This is a genomic window from Janthinobacterium sp. GL_088 (assembly GCF_057837845.1).
Map to the genome: position 1 here is coordinate 5,487,076 of NZ_CM174453.1, position 18,540 is coordinate 5,505,615.

The 18,540-nt window shown below is 62.7% G+C and carries 13 protein-coding genes; 5 read left to right on the forward strand and 8 right to left on the reverse strand.

Annotated elements, in window-relative coordinates; genetic code table 11:
• Window positions 1–42 precede the first annotated feature (42 nt).
• A complete protein-coding gene (locus AC3IQ7_RS24520; protein ID WP_489207535.1) occupies window positions 43–642 on the reverse strand; it encodes a short chain dehydrogenase in 600 nt (199 codons plus the stop codon).
• Between the two features lie 112 nt (window positions 643–754).
• On the opposite strand from AC3IQ7_RS24520, the gene AC3IQ7_RS24525 reads away from it, so the two are divergent.
• Complete coding sequence (locus AC3IQ7_RS24525) at window positions 755–1,672, forward strand: LysR family transcriptional regulator (RefSeq protein WP_099378031.1); 918 nt, start codon at window positions 755–757, stop codon at window positions 1,670–1,672.
• Window positions 1,673–1,681: 9 nt separating this feature from the next.
• Here AC3IQ7_RS24525 and AC3IQ7_RS24530 read toward each other — a convergent pair whose 3' ends face one another.
• The 3 genes from AC3IQ7_RS24530 to AC3IQ7_RS24540 are packed head-to-tail and all read right to left on the reverse strand — an operon-like array spanning window position 1,682 to window position 6,027.
• The gene (locus AC3IQ7_RS24530) at window positions 1,682–3,157 is read right to left on the reverse strand and encodes an efflux transporter outer membrane subunit (protein ID WP_489207536.1); all 1,476 of its coding nucleotides are present in this window, start codon (window positions 3,155–3,157) and stop codon (window positions 1,682–1,684) included.
• Between the two features lie 50 nt (window positions 3,158–3,207).
• Window positions 3,208–4,806, reverse strand: coding sequence for a DHA2 family efflux MFS transporter permease subunit (locus AC3IQ7_RS24535; RefSeq protein ID WP_489207538.1), 1,599 nt, complete (start codon window positions 4,804–4,806; stop codon window positions 3,208–3,210).
• A gap of 6 nt (window positions 4,807–4,812) precedes the next feature.
• Window positions 4,813–6,027, reverse strand: a complete 1,215-nt coding sequence (locus AC3IQ7_RS24540) for an HlyD family secretion protein (RefSeq protein ID WP_489207539.1) — start codon at window positions 6,025–6,027, stop codon at window positions 4,813–4,815.
• A 144-nt stretch (window positions 6,028–6,171) separates the two neighbouring features.
• Between AC3IQ7_RS24540 and AC3IQ7_RS24545 the strand changes: the two genes are divergently transcribed.
• Complete coding sequence (locus AC3IQ7_RS24545; RefSeq protein ID WP_489207540.1) at window positions 6,172–6,891, forward strand: TetR/AcrR family transcriptional regulator; 720 nt, start codon at window positions 6,172–6,174, stop codon at window positions 6,889–6,891.
• A gap of 23 nt (window positions 6,892–6,914) precedes the next feature.
• Here AC3IQ7_RS24545 and AC3IQ7_RS24550 read toward each other — a convergent pair whose 3' ends face one another.
• From AC3IQ7_RS24550 to aceE, 4 genes are all read right to left on the reverse strand, one after another.
• Window positions 6,915–8,090 (reverse strand): hypothetical protein, encoded by a 1,176-nt coding sequence (locus tag AC3IQ7_RS24550; RefSeq protein ID WP_489207542.1) that lies wholly within the window; start codon window positions 8,088–8,090, stop codon window positions 6,915–6,917.
• 549 nt (window positions 8,091–8,639) lie between these two features.
• On the reverse strand, window positions 8,640–10,427 hold the full coding sequence (gene lpdA, locus AC3IQ7_RS24555) for a dihydrolipoyl dehydrogenase (protein ID WP_489207543.1): 1,788 nt from the start codon (window positions 10,425–10,427) through the stop codon (window positions 8,640–8,642).
• Between the two features lie 10 nt (window positions 10,428–10,437).
• Complete coding sequence (gene aceF / locus AC3IQ7_RS24560) at window positions 10,438–12,099, reverse strand: dihydrolipoyllysine-residue acetyltransferase (RefSeq protein WP_489207544.1); 1,662 nt, start codon at window positions 12,097–12,099, stop codon at window positions 10,438–10,440.
• A 94-nt stretch (window positions 12,100–12,193) separates the two neighbouring features.
• Entirely contained in the window at window positions 12,194–14,890 is a 2,697-nt protein-coding gene (gene aceE, locus AC3IQ7_RS24565; RefSeq protein WP_101482508.1) for a pyruvate dehydrogenase (acetyl-transferring), homodimeric type, read from the reverse strand.
• Between the two features lie 229 nt (window positions 14,891–15,119).
• Between aceE and AC3IQ7_RS24570 the strand changes: the two genes are divergently transcribed.
• From AC3IQ7_RS24570 to AC3IQ7_RS24580, 3 genes are all read left to right on the forward strand, one after another.
• The gene (locus AC3IQ7_RS24570; protein WP_489207545.1) at window positions 15,120–15,407 is read left to right on the forward strand and encodes a hypothetical protein; all 288 of its coding nucleotides are present in this window, start codon (window positions 15,120–15,122) and stop codon (window positions 15,405–15,407) included.
• Between the two features lie 82 nt (window positions 15,408–15,489).
• Entirely contained in the window at window positions 15,490–16,335 is an 846-nt protein-coding gene (gene folD / locus AC3IQ7_RS24575; RefSeq protein ID WP_034747393.1) for a bifunctional methylenetetrahydrofolate dehydrogenase/methenyltetrahydrofolate cyclohydrolase FolD, read from the forward strand.
• Window positions 16,336–16,455: 120 nt separating this feature from the next.
• Window positions 16,456–18,540 carry a M3 family metallopeptidase gene (locus tag AC3IQ7_RS24580; RefSeq protein WP_489207546.1) on the forward strand — a complete coding sequence of 695 codons (2,085 nt, stop codon included), beginning with the start codon at window positions 16,456–16,458 and terminating at the stop codon, window positions 18,538–18,540.

The following is an 18,540-nucleotide window of genomic DNA, read 5'->3' on the forward strand; positions in this document are numbered from 1 at the left end:
GCCTGCGATTGTCCCACCTGCCCCCATGGCATGGCAAGCGACTTACCAGACCTTGTACACCTGCCCCGTCTGCGCCCCTTCCACGCTGCGGCTGTAAGCGAGCGCCACTCTGCTGGCGGCGGCCGGCTCGAAGCCGTAGAAGAAGGGGCCATATGCCTCCAGCGATTCTTCCAGCACCGTCGGGCTGACGACATTGATGCGCACGCCGCGCTGCAACTCGATGGCGGCGCCCCTTGCAAAACCTTCCACGGCCGCGTTGGTCATGGTGGCAGCCGTGCCAAAGCGGATAGGCTGCTCGGCCACGATGCCGCTGGTGAGGGTGATCGAGCCGCCGTCATTCAGGTATTCCTGCGCCACCAGCGCCACGTTGACCTGGCCCATCAGCTTGCTTTCCAGGCCCAGCTGGAATTGCTCGGGCGTGAAATCGGCCAGGGGGCCGAAATGCAGCTTGCCGGCCGTGACGATGACGGCGTCGACCTTGCCGATGCGCTTGAACAGGGCGCGCACTTGCGCGATGTCGCCCATGTCGGCCTGGTGCGTGCCGCTGCGGCTGCCCACTTCGATGATTTCATGGCGTTGCGCCAGTTGTGTGGTGACGGCCTTGCCGATGGTGCCGCTGGCGCCAATGATGACGATTTTCATGATGCTTCCTTGTATGGGTTGAACGATGAAGCCAGTATGCGCCGCTTACAAAAAGGAATAAATACGCTAGAATTTACAAGATTACCAACTCAGAGTTTGCAATCAAGGCGCCATGGATAAATTGCGCAGCATGGAGATCTTTGTCGCCGTCGTCGATGCGGGCAGTTTCACGTCCGCCGCCGAGACGTTCCAGATTTCGCCCGTGATGGTGGGCAAGCACATCAAATACCTGGAAGAACGGCTGGGCGCGCGGCTGCTGGCGCGCACGACGCGCCGGCAAAGCCTGACGGAAATCGGCCAGCAGTATGTGGAACAGTGCCGCCAGATCCTCGCCAGCATCCACGCGGCCGAACGGGGCGCGGAAGCTATGCGCACGGCGCCGCGCGGCAAGCTGAAGATCACGGCGCCCGTGTCCTTCGGCAGCGAATGCATCGCGCCGCTGCTGGCCGACTACCTCGATGCCTATCCGGAAGTGAGCCTGGAATTGAACCTGAACGACAGGACGGTGGACCTGGTGGAGGAAGGGTTTGATGCGGCCATCCGCATCGGCAAGCTGGAAGACTCCGGCATGGTGGCGCGCGCGCTGCGGCCGTATGCGATGGTCATCTGCGCCGCGCCCGCCTACCTGGCCAGACACGGCACGCCGCGCACGCCGGCCGACCTGGCGCGCCACGAATGCCTCGATTTCATGCAGTGGACGCGCCATGTGCGCTGGCGCCTGGCCAGGAGCGGCGATGACGATGGCAGCCCCGTGCGCGAGAGCCGCTTCCGCTCGAACAATGGGCAGGCGCTGCGCGTGGCGGCCTTGCACGGCTTCGGCATCGTCATGCAGGCGGAGATCCTGATGGCCAGCGATATCGCCGCCGGCACGCTGGTGCCGCTGCTGGCCGACTACGTGCCGGCGCCGCGCCCCATGCACCTCGTGTATGCGCGCGACCGCCAGCCCACGCCGAAGCTGACGACCTTCATCGATTTTCTGCTGGAACGCTACGGGCCGGCGGCGACACCGCCGCCGGCCACGCTCACGTAATCGTCGTACTTAGTTCGACTTGACGGTCGATGGCGCGGAAGCCAGCTTGGCCAACTCGCCGTCCGGCTGCCAGCCGGCACCTAAAGAACGGGCCACGGCAACGGTGGCCAGCAGGCGCTGGGTCTTGATCTGCGCGGCGGCGCGGTCCGCCGCCAGGGAACTGCGCTGCGCATCCGTCACGTCCAGGTAGGTCGAGATGCCGCGCTCGTAGCGCGTGCGCGCCACCAGGTAGGCGCGCGCCGCCGCTGCCTGCGACAAGGCTTGCGCGTCGCCCTGCAACTGGCGCTGCTCCACGTCGGACAGCGCATCTTCCACTTCGCGCAAGGCCGTCAGCAGCTTGGTTTCATGGTTCGCCACGGCTTCCGCATAGCGCGCCTTGCTCAAATCCAGGTTTGCCTGGTTGCGGCCGCCGTCGAAGATCGGCAAGGACAGGGCCAGCGGACCAAAGCTGAACTGGCGCGAACCGCCCTGCGCCAGGTCGCGCAGCTTTTCCGAGGCGTAGCCGAAATTGCCCGTCAGTTGCAGCGTCGGATAAAACGCGCCTTCAGCCACGCCCACTTGCGCATTCGCCGCGCGCAGGCCCGCCACGCTGGAAACGAGGTCCGGGCGGTGCGACAGCAGGCTGGCCGGCAGGCCGACAGGGATACCTGGCGGCAGCGGCAAGGCCGAGGGATCGGCAGCCACCGGCAACTGCAGCGCCGACGGCGGCTTGCCCGTCAGGGTGGCCAGGCTGTTTTCCAGCTGGTTGCGCTGGCGCTTGACTTCATGCAGGTCGGACTGCGCATTCGACAGTTCGACTTTCGCACGCGCCAGGTCCAGCTCATTCGTCAAGCCCGCGTTGAAGCGCGCCTCGACCAGCTGGGCCGATTCGCGGCGCGTATCGAGCGCACCATTCAGGATCGCCATTTCCGCATCGAGGCCGCGCAGCTGCCAGTAATTGCTGGCCACTTGCGCCGACAGCATCAGCAGCACGCCGTCGCGGTCGGCCTGCGCCGCCAGCGCCTGCGAATCGGCCGCTTCGACCATGCGTTTGACGCGACCCAGCAAGTCGACTTCATACGACAGCGTGCCGCCCACGGAAAAATTGTTGCCGCTGATGGAGCGGTTGCCCAGGGCCAGGCCCTGCGAGGTGTTGGCCGAGGTGCGCGAGTTCGAGATACCCGTGCTGACGTTCACGCTCGGGCCCTGGTTGGCGCGCGCCGTGCCGCTTTGCGCCAGCGCCTGCAGCAGGCGTTCGCCAGCCGCTTTGACGCCGGGGTTGTCCTGCAGCGCGCTCTGTTCCAGGCGGTTCAGGGTGGCGTCGCCGTAGATGCTCCACCACTCTTTGGGCAGCTGGGCCGCATCCGCCGCGGCCGCGCCGTGGCGGAAGGTGTCGCTGCCGGCGACGTTCGCCGGGGCGGTGAAATCCTGGCCCACGGTGCCGCAGGCGGACAGCACCACGGCAAGGGAAGCGGCCAGCGCGATTTTCGTCAATACTGTTTGCATGATTTATACCTTCTTGTTCTTGAGGTGCTGCACGTACGGACTGTGCGCGGTCAATGACCGCCGCCACCGCCACCGGGAGCTTTGAGTTTGTCGGCCAGCCACAGGGGCACGATGCAGGCCAGCAGGATGGCGCCGACGAGGAAGAAGCCGTCGTTATAGGCCATCACATACGCTTCGCGGCGCACGATGCCGTCGATCGCCTGCAAGGCCTGGTTGCCGGCCGTGACGGCGTCATAGCCCTTGGCCATGAACGATGACGTCAGCTGGTCGATGCGCAGTTGCGTGGCGCTCGAATACGCATTGATCGCTTCGCCCAGGCGCTGCGAGTGGAAGTGCTCGCGCGTGCTCAGGGCCGTGGCCAGCAGGGCGATGCCGATCGAGCCGCCCAGGTTGCGCGTCATGTTGAACAGGCTCGAAGCGGACGCCATGTCTTTCGGCGCGATGCCCTTCATGGCGAAGTTCGACAGGGTCAGCATGACGAAGGGCTGGCCCAGCGCGCGCACCACCTGCGACCACAGCAGTTGGTCGTAGCCGGTGGAAGCGTCCATGTAGGCATTCATCATGCACGAGCCGCCAAACAGCAAGAGGCCGATCGAACACAGGATGCGGTTATCCACCACGGACGACAGCTTGGCGACGAAGGGCATGATGAACAGCTGCGGCAAGCCCACCCACATGATGACTTCACCGATCTGCATCGGCGAATAGCCGGCGATCTGGCCCAGGAACAGGGGCAGCAAAAAGGCCGAGCCATACAGGCCCATGCCCGTCACGGCCGACAGCACCGTGGCGACGAGAAAATTGCGCTGACCATACAGACCCAGGTTGACGAACGGCTCGGCGCGCGTGGCGCTGGTGACGACCCAGCCCAGGATGCCCGTCAGGGCCAGCGCGGCAAAGGCGATGATGAAGCCCGAGTCGAACCAGTCCTTCGAGTTGCCCTCTTCTAGGAAGATGGTCAGGCAACCGAGGCCCAGGGCCATGAAGAAGATGCCCAGCCAGTCTGCTTTCCAGAACAATTTGAGCTGCATCGGCTCCTTGTCCAGGCCATAGATCATGCCGGCGATCAGCAGCACGCCCGGCACCCAGTTGATGTAAAAGATCGAGGGCCAGCCATACAGTTCGGAGAGATAGCCGCCCAGGGTCGGGCCCATGGCCGGCGCCAGGGTGGCCGTCAAGCCGAAGATGGCCATGCCGACGGCGCGCTTCGACGCCGGCAGCTTGAGCATCACCAGGGTGAACGCCATCGGGATCAGCGCGCCGCCGGTGAATCCCTGCAGCATGCGGAAAACGATCATGCTTTCCAGATTCCAGGCCGCGCCGCACAGGGTGGAGAACAGTAGGAAGAAAGCGGTGGTGCCGATCATGTAGGTGCGCAGTCCGAACACGCGCGCCAGCAGCGCGGTGAGGGGAATGACGATAATTTCGGCGACCAGGTAGGCCGTGGAAATCCACGAGCCCTCTTCCTGGGTGGCCGACAGCGAGCCAAGGATGTCCTTGAGCGATGAATTCGTGATCTGGATGTCGAGCACCGCCATGAAGGCGCCCAGCATGCCGGCGGCGACCGCCAGCCAGGTGCGCCCGGAGACTTTCTCGTCGATCACGGGAAACGCTGGCGGCTTCGCCAGCGTGGTGGAGGGGCTGCTCATGGAAGCTTAGCGCGTGGTGGTCTGGGCGACGGGAGCAGCTGGCGCGGCGGCGTGGCGCGCGGCCTCGGCCTTGTCCTGGGCCGATGCGGGCTGGTTCACTTCCACTTCGGCGATCACTGACATGCCCGGCACCAGGCGGCCATTCATGGCCTTGATGTCTTCCGGCTGGAAGACGATTTTCACGGGCACGCGCTGGACGATCTTGGTGAAGTTGCCGGTGGCGTTATCGGCCGGCAGCAGCGCGAATTGCGCGCCCGAGGCAGGGGCGAAGCTGTCCACGGTACCCACCAGTTTCTTGCCCGGCATGGCGTCAATGCTCACGTGCACGCTTTGGCCGCGGTGCAGGTCGGCCAGCTGCGTTTCCTTGAAGTTGGCGGTGACCCAGACGTTGTCCTGCACGATGGCCGTCAATTGCTGGCCAGGCTGCACGCGCATGCCCGTTTCCACGTTGCGCTTGCCGATGCGGCCGGCGACGGGGGCCAGGATGCGGTTGTATTGCAGCTGCTGTTCCGCGTCCTTCAATTGCACGCGCAGCACGGCCACTTGCGCCTTGGCCACGTCGCGCGCAGCTTGCGCGGCACCGATCTGTGCCTTGGCGGCGGAAGCGCTGTCGCGGCGGGCGGCCAGGTCGGCCACGGCGCTCGAGCGGGCCGCATTGGCCGCATCGAGTTCCGCTTTCGAGACGGCTTTCATCTGGCTCGTGTACAGCTGGCCATAGCGCTCGGCATCCTGTTTCGCGCGCAGCAATTGCGCGTCCGCTTGCGCCACTTGCGCCTGGGCGCCACTGGCTTGCGCCTGCACTTGGGCGATCTGCGCGTCCGCTTGCAGCACTTGCTGCTCGGCGCTGGCGATCTGCGCGGCGATCTGTTCGGTTTTCACGCGCTGGTCGAACGGGTCGAGTTCGGCGATCACGTCGCCCTCTTTCACGATTTGATTGTCGTCGATGAAAACCTTGGTGACGACGCCGGAAATGCGCGCCGAAACAGGGTGCACGTGGCCGGCCACGTAGGCGTTTTCCGTTTCCACGAAATAGTGGCTGCGGTACCACATGCGGGCACCGGCACCCAGCGCCACGAGCACGATCAGGCCGGCGATGATTTTCACGCGGTTGTTCGGTGGGGCGGAGCTGGCGGCAGCGGCAGGCGCGGAAGGGGCGGCCGGGGCCACGGGTGGGACGGCGCTCAGCACCTTGTGCTCTGCTTGGCCTGGCTGGTTGGACATACTCGCTCCGGAAATGAAATGATGTAGGTTCATTATTGGGGAAAGAAAAGCCAAAGTCAAGAAATGAAACGATTGCATTTCATTTTAATTTGCACTACAGTGTGAGCCATCACTTACCTTCCACCTTATAAAGAGACCCAGACCATGCCCGATCCCGGCCTCAGCGATACCTTGCCAACCGATAAAGAATCCGACGCCGCCGCCCAGGACCTTTCCTGCTGCGGCAAGCCTGCCGGCCGTCCACGCGCGGCCGACATGGAAGCGCGCATGGAAAACCTGCTGCACACGGCCGGCTGCCTGTTTCTGGAAAAGGGATATGGGAAGGTGAGTCTGGAAATGATCGCCCGCGAAGCCCATGTGGCCGTGCGCACGATTTATGTGAAGTTTGGCGGCAAGTCGGGCTTGTTCAATGCCGTGGTGGAATTGCGCCGCGCCTCTTACTTCTCAACCATGCCGGCGCTGGAAACGGATATGCGCCCCCTGCCCGCCATCCTCGGCGAGTTCGGCCTGCTGTTCGTGCAGCTCGTCACCATGCCGGCGGCGATTCGCCTCAATCGCATGGTCGTGGCCGAAGCGGCCACGCATCCGGAACTGGCGGAAACGTTTTACAAGGTGGGACCGGGACAGACGCGCGAGATGCTGACCAAGTTTTTCAGCCGCCCCGACATCGCGCCCCTGTTTCGCGCGGAATTGACGCCATCCATCCTGGCGCTGCACCTGCTCAATTGCCTGTTGGGCGACCAGATGTCGCGCCTGCTGTTTCCACCACAGGCGCAACCGGACGTGGCGCAATTGCGCGCCAAGGTGGCGATCAGTCTCGACCTGTTCCTGCACGGCACCTTGCGCCAGCCGCTGGCGGACTGACGCGGGACAGCTGGCCGGGAAAATCAGCCAGGGCGGCGGCAGTCTTCCGGCACCGCCGCTTCGGCGTGTTCATCGCTCAAGCCCAGCGCACGCAGAAAAGGCTGGGCCGCCGACGCGCCATCAAGACTGAGTGAATACTCACTTCCGTCGTAACGGTCCGGGCCATAACGCATCAGGTCGAACGAGGTTTCAAAGCGCTGCGCCAGGAAATACGTGCGGAAGTAATCGAAGGAAAACGCCACCTGACCATCGGCCCCCAGCAGCAAGCCATGCGCATACAACGGCGCCAGCCAATCCCCGGCCGTCATGTTCCAACCCTTCACGCCACAATAGTCGCTGGCAAAGCGTTCGAGCTCCGCCGCGCTGAGGAAGACGGTCTTGGCTTCGAACATCACGAACGCCAGCTCCATCAGGAATTCGCGCGCATCGGCTGCCTCGCCGGCACCCACGCGCTGCGGCGCGCCCGCCTTGCCCAGCAAGCCATCGAGATAGGCGCGCTCGCCTGCCAGCTGCGGCAACAAGGTGGCAAACACATACTCGGCATCCATCTGCCCCGTTTCCTGGCCATTCGGCGTGTACAGTACCGACAGGGCGAAGTTCTTGCTCACGTCATCGAACTCGCGCAGGGACACCGTCCACTGCGAGCCTGCCGCGCCGCCATCGGTGGCGACCGCGTCCGCGCCAAACTCGAGCACGGCGAACGCCGCCATCTGGCCATGCGCACCGTACAGGCTGCCGGGATTGCTCTTGAACAAGATGCCCAGCGATTTCATCAGCGAACTGGCATCGCCCGTATGCTGGTGGCCATGGAACACGGCGTGGATATTCTTGTAGTGTGCACGCTGCTCGGCACTGGCGTGCTCGTCGGCGGAGAAAAAACTGAAGCCGGCATTGCCCAGCGCCGCCGCCGCGACACCCTGCGCGCGGCTGCCCGGCACCAGGTAGAAGCGCGCGCCGGGCAAGCTGGCCGCCTGCAGCAAGGGGCGCAGGAAGTATTCGTAGACGTACACGGGCGTCGTGCCGGCACAGGCGTCCAGCGCGACCAGCTGGCCCGTGAAGAAAATCGCATCGATCTTCTTGCCCGCCGCCAGGATGGCGGCCACATCCTGGTACAAGGCATGCAGCATCACGGCTTGCTCTTGCTCATCGGCCCGGCGCAAACGGACATCGGCAATATGAAGGGCGGTAAATTTTTTCATTGTTGCAAAACTCTTTCAGTACAGCGGAATTTGACCGAACCCCACGCTGGCAACATTCCTGGAAAAATCACACGCTTCCATTGAAGCAAAAAGAAGAACATGGTGACAGACCTCCATTCTGCCACTTTTTCCACACGGCAATACTCACCAATGTTCACATCAGGCGGATCTGCCACAGGCTGTCTGCGGTTTATGCTGCCGAGATCAAGGGATATAAAAAAACCCACAATCGCTTGCGGGTTTTTGAGTGCTACAACGTGCGACTAAGCCATCAACGCTTGCGCGGTGGCGGCAAGTCCGTGCACACGCCTGCTTCGGCGCGCTTTTGCCAACCTGCCGATCGACTCACCCAGGGTCGGGTGAGGATGGATGGTCTTGCCGATGTCGGTGCCGTCGCAGCCCATTTCGATGGCCAGTGCGATTTCACCGCTTCATCGTTCACCTGTCGCCCGCGTGCGGGCCGACTAAAGGCTTTCAATCGTAGTTGGATAATAAAAAACCCCGCAATCGCTTGCGGGGTTTTTAGTGTTACGACACAGCGCTACAACATCAACGCTTGCGCGGTGGCGGCAAGTCCGTGCACACGCCTTCGTACACTTCGGCGGCCATACCGATCGACTCACCCAGGGTCGGATGCGGATGGATGGTCTTGCCGATGTCGGTGCCGTCGCAGCCCATTTCGATGGCCAGCGCGATTTCACCGATCATGTCGCCTGCATGCGTGCCGACGATGGTGCCGCCGATGATGCGGTGCGTTTCAGCGTCGAACAGCAGCTTGGTGAAGCCTTCGGCGCGGCCATTGGCCACGGCGCGGCCGGAAGCGGCCCAAGGGAAGTGGCCCTTCTCGACCTTGATACCCTTGGCTTTCGCTTCGTCTTCCGTAATGCCGGCCCATGCCACTTCCGGATCCGTGTAGGCGACCGATGGAATCACCTTGACGTCGAAGTGCGACTTCTGGCCGGAAGCCGCTTCCGCGGCCACGTGGCCTTCATGCACGGCCTTGTGCGCCAGCATCGGCTGACCGACCAAATCGCCGATGGCGAAGATGTTCGGCACGTTGGTGCGCATCTGGCTGTCGACGTTGATGAAACCGCGGTCCGTGACCTGCACGCCGGCCTTGTCGGCGGCCAGCTTCTTGCCGTTCGGGCTGCGGCCCACGGCGACGAGTACCAGGTCGTAGATCTGTGGCGCCGGCGCCGTGGCACCCGCTTCGGCCGCTTCGAACGTGACCTTGATGCCTTCCGGCAGTGCCTCGACGGCTACCGTCTTGGTCTTGGTCATGATGTTGTCGAAGCGCTTCTCGTTGAACTTCTGCCACACCTTGACGGCGTCACGGTCCGCACCCTGCATCAGGCCATCCATCATTTCGACCACGTCAATGCGTGCGCCGAAGGTCGAATAGACCGTCGCCATTTCCAGGCCGATGATGCCGCCGCCGATGACCAGCATGCGTTTCGGGATCTGGCGCAACTCCAGCGCGCCCGTCGAATCGACGATGCGCGGGTCTTCCGGCACGAAGGGCAGTTTCACCACGGACGAACCGGCGGCGATGATGGCTTGCTTGAACTGCACGACTTTTTTCGAACCGTCGCCTGCCGTCACTTCGATGTGGTTCGCGGAGAGGAACTGGCCCACGCCCGTGACGACTTGCGTCTTGCGCGCCTTGGCCATGCCGGCCAGACCGCCCGTCATGTTCGAGATGACGCCTTCCTTGTACTTGCGTACCTGGTCGATGTCGATGGTCGGCTTGGCGAACGTCACGCCCGTATTGGACATGTGCGCCGTTTCATCGATAACGGAAGCGACGTGCAACAACGCCTTCGACGGGATGCAGCCCACGTTCAGGCACACGCCGCCCAGGGTGGCGTAGCGCTCGACGATGACCGTCGACATGCCCAGGTCGGCCGCGCGGAACGCCGCCGAATAGCCGCCAGGACCGCCGCCCAACACCATCATGTCGACATCGATGTCAACCTGGCCGCTGTAATTGCCGGCCGGGATGGCGGCAACGGCTGCAGCTGGTGCCGCCGCTGCAGGAGCCGGTGCCGCTGCAGGCGCAGGAGCGGCCGCCGGTGCGGCTGCGGGAGCTGCAGCACCTTCCGACGCTTCCACCACCAGCAATGCGCTGCCTTCGGCGATCTTGTCGCCGACCTTGACTTTCAACTCCTTGACGACACCCGCGTGGGTCGATGGAATCTCCATGCTGGCCTTGTCCGATTCGACCGTGATCAGGGACTGGTCCACCTTGATTGTGTCGCCGACCTTGACCATCAGTTCGATGACTTCGACTTCCTTGAAATCGCCGATATTCGGTACTTTTACCTCTACTGTGCTCATCAATCGCTCCTTACAGCAGAATTTTGCGCATGTCGGCCAGGACTTCGCCGAGGTACACGGAGAATCGCGCGCCCATCGCGCCATCGACCACGCGGTGGTCGTAGGACAGCGAGGTGCCCATCATCAGGCGTGGCTGGAAGGTCTTGCCATCCCATACCGGCTTGATCGAGGCTTTCGACAGGCCCAGGATCGCGACTTCCGGCGCATTCACGATAGGCGTGAAGTGCGTGCCGCCGATGCCGCCCAGGGACGAAATCGTGAAGCTGGCGCCCTGCATGTCGGCCGGTTTCAGCTTGCCTTCGCGCGCCTGCAAGGAGAGTTCCGTCATTTCGCGGGCGATCTGCGACACCGACTTCTGGTCCGCGCCCTTGATCACGGGTACCACCAGGCCATTCGGCGTGTCTGCCGCGAAGCCGATGTTGTAGTACTGCTTGAGGATCAGGTTTTCGCCCTTGGCGTCGAGGGAAGCGTTAAACGCGGGGAATTTCTTCAGCGCGGCGACGGACGCCTTGATGACGAAAGCCAGCATGGTCAGCTTGGCCGCATCCTTGTTCTTCGCATTGGCCGCGTTGGTGTCGACGCGGAACGCTTCCAGGTCCGTCACGTCCGCTTCGTCGAACTGCGTGACGTGCGGGATCATGACCCAGTTGCGGTGCAGGTTAGGACCCGAGATTTTCTTGATGCGCGACAGCGGCAGCAATTCGGTCGTGCCGAATTTGCTGAAGTCCAGCGACGGCCATGGCAGCAGATCCAGGCCCACGCCCGAACCGGCCTTGGCGACCGGCGCATTTGGCGCGGCGACAGCGCCCGACATCACGCCCTTGACGAAGTTCTGCACGTCTTCCTGGGTGATGCGGCCCTTCGGACCGGAACCGCCCACGCGGGTCAGGTCCACGCCCAGTTCGCGCGCGAACTTGCGGATCGACGGCGAGGCGTGCGCCAGCTTGCCATTCACGGCAGGAGCCGCGGCAGCAGCAGGAGCTGGTGCAGCAGCGGCGACCGGCGCCGAAGCGACGGCGGCCACTGGTGCGACGGCAGCTTGCGCTGGCGCGGCGGCTGGTGCAGCAGCGGCAGGGGCAGCGCCGCCCGTCGTTTCCACGACCAGTACCAGCGAACCCTTGGCAACCTTGTCGCCGACCTTGACTTTCAATTCCTTGACGATACCGGCATGGCTCGATGGGATTTCCATGCTGGCCTTGTCCGATTCGACCGTCAGCAGCGACTGGTCGACCTTGATGCTGTCGCCGACCTTGACCATCAGTTCGATGACTTCGACTTCCTTGAAGTCGCCGATATCGGGCACGGTCACTTCCACCAGGGCCGACGCGCCGGAAGGGGCAGCTGCTGGCACGGCCGCGGCGGGGGCGGCTTCAGCGACAGGTGCGGCAGCTGGTGCGGCGGCGGCTGGCGCAGGCGCAGGCGCCGACGCATCGTCCGCCACTTCCAGCAGCAGGACCAGCGAACCTTCGGCGATCTTGTCGCCCACGTTGACTTTCAATTCCTTGACGACACCGGCGTGGCTCGATGGAATTTCCATGCTGGCCTTGTCCGATTCGACCGTGATCAGGGACTGGTCAACCTTGACCGTATCGCCTGGCTTGACCATCAGTTCAATGATCTCGACTTCCTTGAAATCGCCGATATCCGGGACTTTGACTTCCACAATGCTCATAGCTTGCTCCGTTATTTTATTTGTCAGATGGACCCGCACACACGCCAGGGCGGCACTTTCGCACCGCCCTGGCATCATCGGGTCCGCACAACGATTACTGGGTCACCGGATTCGGTTTGTTCGCGTCGATGCCGTACTTGGCAATCGCCTGCTCCACCACCGACACGTCGATCTTGCCTTCGTCAGCCAGCGATTTGAGCGCGGCCACGGTGACATAATAACGGTTCACTTCGAAGAACTCGCGCAGCTTGGCGCGGCTGTCCGAGCGGCCAAAGCCATCGGTACCAAGCACTTTATAAGTGCGGCCCTTCGGCATGAAGGCGCGGATCTGTTCTGCAAACGCGCGCATGTAGTCGGTCGTGGCGACGATCGGGCCGTCCGTGTCCTGCATCAGCGACGTCACGTAAGGCACGCGCTGCTCTTTCGACGGGTTGACCATGTTCCAGCGTTCCGCATCCTGGCCATCGCGGGCCACCAGGGTCAGCGACGGCGCCGACCACACGTCCGCTGCCACGCCCCAGTCGTTTTGCAACAGCTCGGCGGCGAAGATCGATTCGCGCAGGATGGTGCCGCAACCGATCAGTTGTACGCGCAGCTTGGCGTCCGCCTGGCCTTCCTGCAGCTTGTACATGCCTTTCAGGATGCCTTCTTCCTGGCCTGGCTTGATGCCTGGCTGGGCGTAGTTCTCGTTCATGATCGTGATGTAGTAGAACACATCTTCCTGGTTGGCGATCATGCGGCGCAGGCCGTCCTGGATGATGACGGCGACTTCATGGCTGAAGGTCGGATCGTACGGCATGCAGGTCGGGATGGTCGCGGCAAAGATATGGCTGTGGCCATCTTCGTGCTGCAAGCCTTCGCCGTTCAGGGTCGTACGGCCAGCCGTGCCACCCATCAGGAAGCCACGGGCGCGCATGTCGGCCGAAGCCCATACCTGGTCGCCGATGCGCTGGAAGCCGAACATCGAGTAGAAGGTGTAGAACGGGATCATGATGCGGTCGTTGGTCGAGTACGACGTCGCTGCGGCGATCCACGAGCTCATGCCGCCCGCTTCGTTGATGCCCTCTTGCAGGATCTGGCCAGCCTTGTCTTCGCGGTAGTACATGACCTGGTCTTTGTCGACCGGCTCGTACAACTGACCTTTCGGGTTGTAGATGCCGATCTGGCGGAACAGGCCTTCCATGCCGAAGGTACGCGATTCATCGACCAGGATAGGCACCACGCGCTGGCCCAGGTTCGGGTCTTTCAGCAGGGTCGAGATGACGCGCACGAACGCTTGCGTGGTCGAGATTTCGCGGCCTTCCGGCGTCGCTTCCAGCACGTTTTTAAAGGCGTCCAGGCCAGGCACCGGCAGGGTTTCTTCCGACTTCTGGCGGCGCTGCGGCAGGTAGCCACCCAGGGCCTTGCGGCGCTCGTGCAGGTAGACCATTTCCGGCGCGTCGTCGGCTGGCTTGAAGAACGGGATGTCGGCCAGCTTGTCATCAGGGATAGGCAGCGAGAAGCGGTCGCGCATTTCGCGGATGGCTTCGTCGTCGAGTTTTTTCGTCTGGTGCGCCGTGTTGCGCGCTTCGCCCGACTTGCCCATGCCGTAACCCTTGATGGTTTTCACCAGCAGGACGGTAGGCTGGCCCTTGTGTTCCTGGGCGATCTTGAATGCCGCGTAGATCTTGTGCGGATCGTGGCCGCCACGGGTCAGGCGCCAGATGTCGTCGTCCGTCATGTTGGCAACCATTTCCAGCAGCTTCGGATGCTTGCCGAAGAAGTGCTTGCGCACGTAGGCGCCATCCTTGGCCTTATAGTTCTGGTATTCGCCGTCGACGGTTTCCATCATCACGCGCTGCAGGATGCCTTCTTTATCTTGCGCCAGCAGGGCGTCCCAGCCCGGACCCCAGATGACCTTGACGACGTTCCAGCCGGCGCCACGGAATTCGCCTTCGAGTTCCTGGATGATCTTGGTGTTGCCGCGCACAGGGCCGTCCAGGCGCTGCAGGTTGCAGTTGACCACGATGACCAGGTTGTCGAGCATGTCGCGTGCGGCCAGGCCGATCGCGCCCAGGGATTCCGGCTCGTCCATCTCGCCATCGCCGCAGAAGGCCCAGATCTTGCGGTTGTCGGTTTTCGCGATGCCGCGTGCGTGCAGGTATTTCAGGAAGCGCGCCTGGTAAATCGCCATGTGCGGGCCCAGGCCCATCGACACGGTCGGGAACTGCCAGAAGTCAGGCATCAATTTAGGATGCGGGTACGAGGACAGGCCCTTGCCGTCGACTTCCTTGCGGAAGTTCAGCATTTGCTCTTCCGTCAGGCGGCCTTCGAGGAAGGCGCGCGCGTAGACGCCGGGCGAGGAGTGGCCCTGGATGTACAGCAGGTCGCCGCCGTGGTCGGCCGTTGGCGCGTGCCAGAAGTGGTTGAAACCGATGCCCAGCATGTTCGCCAGCGAAGCGAACGAGGACAAGTGGCCACCCAGATCGCCGTCAGCGCGGTTGGCCTTGACGACCATGGCCATGGCATTCCAGCGCATCCACGAACGCAGGCGCTCTTCGTATTCTAGGTTGCCGGGACAGTGTGCTTCTTGCTTGGTGGGGATGGTATTGACGTAGGCGGTGGTGCTGGAGAACGGGATCTGGGCGCCGCGGCGGCGGGCCAGGTCAACCATGCGCTCCATCAGGTAATGCGCGCGTTCCGGGCCTTCATTTTCCAGAACGGCTTCGAGCGCGTCCAGCCACTCCTTGGTTTCCTGCATATCCGGGTCGGTGCCGATCTGTGTCGTTACCTGGTTCAGTTGAGCTGACATCTGTTGAGTCTCCTTTGTGAACGCCCCACCCCGATTTTCCGGATCGCTGTCGGACGGTATTTCGCTGATTATTTACTATTAAGTCGGTTTAGTGTGGGGATTCTAACAGCGTATTTACTATTTTTCAAATTACGATATAGCATTTCATATTATGAAATTGCCCTATGAAATTTATGCTGCACTGCCGCAAATTCTGTTCGGAAATTAGAATGTGCACGCAGCAAAACGAATGTACACCCTGGTCGCCCGCACAGGCATACCGGGCCAAGCGGGCCTGAAAAATGTCGAGGGCAAGGCGCGGCGACGCAGACAGTACGCCAGTACGGCAAGGAGCTGCAACGCCGCCATCGGCATTTTCTCAGGCCCGCGTCTCTGGCCCGCTTTTATGCCGGGCCAGGCGGGCCTGAAAAATGTCGAGGGCAAGGCGCGGCGACACAGACAGTACGTCAGTACGGCAAGGAGCTGCAACGCCGCCATCGGCATTTTCTCCGGCTCGCGTCTCTGGCCCGCTTTTTAACATAACGGCTTGGCGCCAAAACCGCCCCTTTGCACCGCCCGGCTTTATAATCTGTCTTTTCCCTCCCACACAGCCTCCTACCATGCCAGCACAACTGATCGACGGAATCGCCCTCTCCCAAAAACTGCGCAGCGAGATCGCCACGCGCGCCGCCGCCCTCACGGCCAAGGGCACCCAGCCCGGCCTGGCCGTGATTCTCGTCGGCGAAGACCCGGCCAGCCAGGTGTACGTCCGCAACAAGGTCAAGGCGTGCGGCGACGTGGGTTTCCACTCGGTGCTGGAGAAATATGAAGCGGATCTGTCCGAAGCGGACTTGCTGGCGCGTATCGCCAGCCTGAATACCGACCCTGCCATCCACGGCATCCTCGTGCAAATGCCCTTGCCTAAACACATCAACCCGCACAAGGTCATCGAAGCGATCGCCACGACGAAAGACGTGGACGGCTATTCCGTCCTGAGCGCAGGCGAACTGATGACGGGCTTGCCCGGCTTCCGCCCGTGCACACCGTATGGCTGCATGAAACTGATCGAAAGCACGGGCGTCGACTTGCGCGGCAAGCACGCCGTCGTCATCGGCCGCAGCAACACGGTCGGCAAGCCGATGGCCCTGCTGCTCTTGCAAGCGAACGCTACCGTCACCATCTGCCATAGTGCGACGCCGGACCTGGGCCTGTACACGCGCCAGGCGGATGTGGTCGTGGCCGCCGTCGGCCGCCGCAACACCCTGACGGCCGACATGGTCAAGCCGGGCGCCATCGTTATCGACGTGGGCATGAACCGCGACGATGAAGGCAAGCTGTGCGGTGACGTGGATTTTGCCGGCGTGAAAGAAGTCGCCTCCCACATCACCCCCGTACCGGGTGGCGTGGGTCCGATGACGATTACCATGCTGCTGATGAACACGGTCGAAGCCGCCGAGCGCATTTAAGAGGAGCACCTGAAAAAACGTCCATGGCTGCGTTGCAGTGCCTCGCCGTACTATTCGTACTGCCTTCGGCACCGCGCCTTGCCCTGAACGTTTTTCAGGCGCTCCACATATGAAGACAGAATGGACGAACCGACGATGAATACCAATCCCCTGCTTGATTTTTCCGGACTGCCACGCTTCGACGCGATCACGCACGAGCATGTCACGCCTGCCATCGATACCCTCTTGGCCCAGGCGCGCGCCACGGTGGCGCAGCTGGAAGCGCCCATGGAAGAAGTGAGCTGGGAAAACTTCGTCGCGCCCCAGGACCAGATCGCCGAAACCCTGGGCCGCGCCTGGAGCATCGTCAACCACTTGAATAGCGTGGTCGATACGCCCGAGCTGCGCGCCGCCTACAATGCGAACCAGCCCAAGGTGACGGAATTCTGGACCGAGCTGGGCCAGAACGAAATCCTGTTCGGCAAATACAAGCAATTGCAGGCCCGCGCCGATTTCGCCAGCCTGTCGCCGTCGCGCCGTCGCATCGTCGACAACGCCGTGCGCGACTTCCGCCTCGGCGGCGCCGAGTTGCCCGAGGACAAGAAAGAGCGCTTTGGCGCCATCCAGGAAGAACACGCGGCCGTCTCGACGCGTTTTTCCGAAAACGTGCTCGACGCTACCAATGACTATAAGTTGCTGGTCGAGAACGAGCTTGACCTGGCCGGCCTGCCCGACGACGTGAAGGCCGCCGCGCGCGCCGCCGCCGAAAAAGCGGGCAAGCAGGGCTATGAATTCTCGCTGCATTTCCCGTCGTATTACCCGATCCTGCAATTTGCCGACAATCGCGCGCTGCGCGAAACCATCTATCGCGCCAACGCCACCAAGGCGTCGGACCAGGGCGAGGTCTTCAGCAAGAAAGAAGACTGGGACAATACGCACAACATCGTCACCTTGTTGCGGCTGCGCAACGAAGAGGCGCAACTGCTGGGCTACGCCAATTTCGCCGAAGTGTCGCTCGTCTCCAAAATGGCCACCTCGCCCGCGCAAGTCATCGCTTTCCTGGAAGACCTGGCCAAACGCGCGCGTCCGTTCGCCGAGAAGGACCTGGCAGAACTGAAACAATTCGCCCGCGAAGAACTGGGCATCGCCGAGCTGCAGGCGTGGGACGTGCCTTACGCCTCCGAAAAGCTGCAGGAACGCCGCTACGCGTTCTCGGCCCAGGAAGTCAAACAGTATTTCCCTGAACACAAGGTGATCGACGGCCTGTTCCGTCAGATCCAGAACCTGTTCAACGTCGAGATCAAGCCCGATACGGCGCCCGTCTGGCACCAGGACGTGCGCTTCTACCGCATCGAACGCGACGGCAAGCTGGTGGGCCAGTTCTATCTGGACCTGTATGCGCGCGCCGGCAAGAGCGGCGGCGCCTGGATGGACGACGCGCGCGGCCGCCGTGCCGATGCACAACACGTGCAAACGCCGATCGCCTACCTGACCTGCAACTTCACGGAACCGGCCGTGGTAGCTGGCCAAGCCCAGCCTGCCCTGTTCACGCACGATGAAGTGATCACCCTGTTCCACGAGTTCGGCCACGGCTTGCACCATATGCTGACCGTCGTTGACGAGCTGGGCGTGTCGGGCATTTCCGGCGTCGAATGGGATGCCGTGGAACTGCCATCGCAATTCATGGAAAACTTCTGTTGGGAATGGGAAGTGCTCGAACACATGACGGCGCACGCCGTCACGGGCGAACCGCTGCCACGCGCGCTGTACGACAAGATGCTGGCCGCCAAGAATTTCCAGTCCGGCCTGCAAACCCTGCGCCAGGTAGAGTTCTCCTTGCTGGACATGCATTTGCACTATGACTACGACGCCAGCACGGGCCAGAGCGTGCAGCAGCTGATCGACGGCGTGCGCGCCCAGTTTTCGCTGCTCATCCCGCCCCCGTTCAACCGCTTCCAGAATGCCTTCGGGCACATCTTCGCCGGCGGCTACGCGGCCGGCTACTACAGCTACAAATGGGCCGAAGTGCTGTCCGCCGACGCCTATGCGGCGTTTGAAGAAGCCAGGGCGCTGGGACCGGCCGCCACCGCGCAAGCAGGCAAGCGTTACCTGCAGGAAATCCTGTCCGTCGGCGGCTCGCGCCCTGCGCTGGAATCGTTCACGGCCTTCCGCGGCCGCGAACCGTCGATCGACGCCCTGCTGCGCCACAGCGGCATGGCCGCTTGA

Bases quoted from the DNA above. Each gene is read 5' to 3' on its own strand.
- AC3IQ7_RS24520 (WP_489207535.1), bottom strand. From the start codon at position 642: ATGAAAATCGTCATCATTGGCGCCAGCGGCACCATCGGCAAGGCCGTC.
- AC3IQ7_RS24525 (WP_099378031.1), top strand. From the start codon at position 755: ATGGATAAATTGCGCAGCATGGAGATCTTTGTCGCCGTCGTCGATGCG.
- AC3IQ7_RS24530 (WP_489207536.1), bottom strand. From the start codon at position 3,157: ATGCAAACAGTATTGACGAAAATCGCGCTGGCCGCTTCCCTTGCCGTG.
- AC3IQ7_RS24535 (WP_489207538.1), bottom strand. From the start codon at position 4,806: ATGAGCAGCCCCTCCACCACGCTGGCGAAGCCGCCAGCGTTTCCCGTG.
- AC3IQ7_RS24540 (WP_489207539.1), bottom strand. From the start codon at position 6,027: ATGTCCAACCAGCCAGGCCAAGCAGAGCACAAGGTGCTGAGCGCCGTC.
- AC3IQ7_RS24545 (WP_489207540.1), top strand. From the start codon at position 6,172: ATGCCCGATCCCGGCCTCAGCGATACCTTGCCAACCGATAAAGAATCC.
- AC3IQ7_RS24550 (WP_489207542.1), bottom strand. From the start codon at position 8,090: ATGAAAAAATTTACCGCCCTTCATATTGCCGATGTCCGTTTGCGCCGG.
- lpdA (WP_489207543.1), bottom strand. From the start codon at position 10,427: ATGAGCACAGTAGAGGTAAAAGTACCGAATATCGGCGATTTCAAGGAA.
- aceF (WP_489207544.1), bottom strand. From the start codon at position 12,099: ATGAGCATTGTGGAAGTCAAAGTCCCGGATATCGGCGATTTCAAGGAA.
- aceE (WP_101482508.1), bottom strand. From the start codon at position 14,890: ATGTCAGCTCAACTGAACCAGGTAACGACACAGATCGGCACCGACCCG.
- AC3IQ7_RS24570 (WP_489207545.1), top strand. From the start codon at position 15,120: ATGTACACCCTGGTCGCCCGCACAGGCATACCGGGCCAAGCGGGCCTG.
- folD (WP_034747393.1), top strand. From the start codon at position 15,490: ATGCCAGCACAACTGATCGACGGAATCGCCCTCTCCCAAAAACTGCGC.
- AC3IQ7_RS24580 (WP_489207546.1), top strand. From the start codon at position 16,456: ATGGACGAACCGACGATGAATACCAATCCCCTGCTTGATTTTTCCGGA.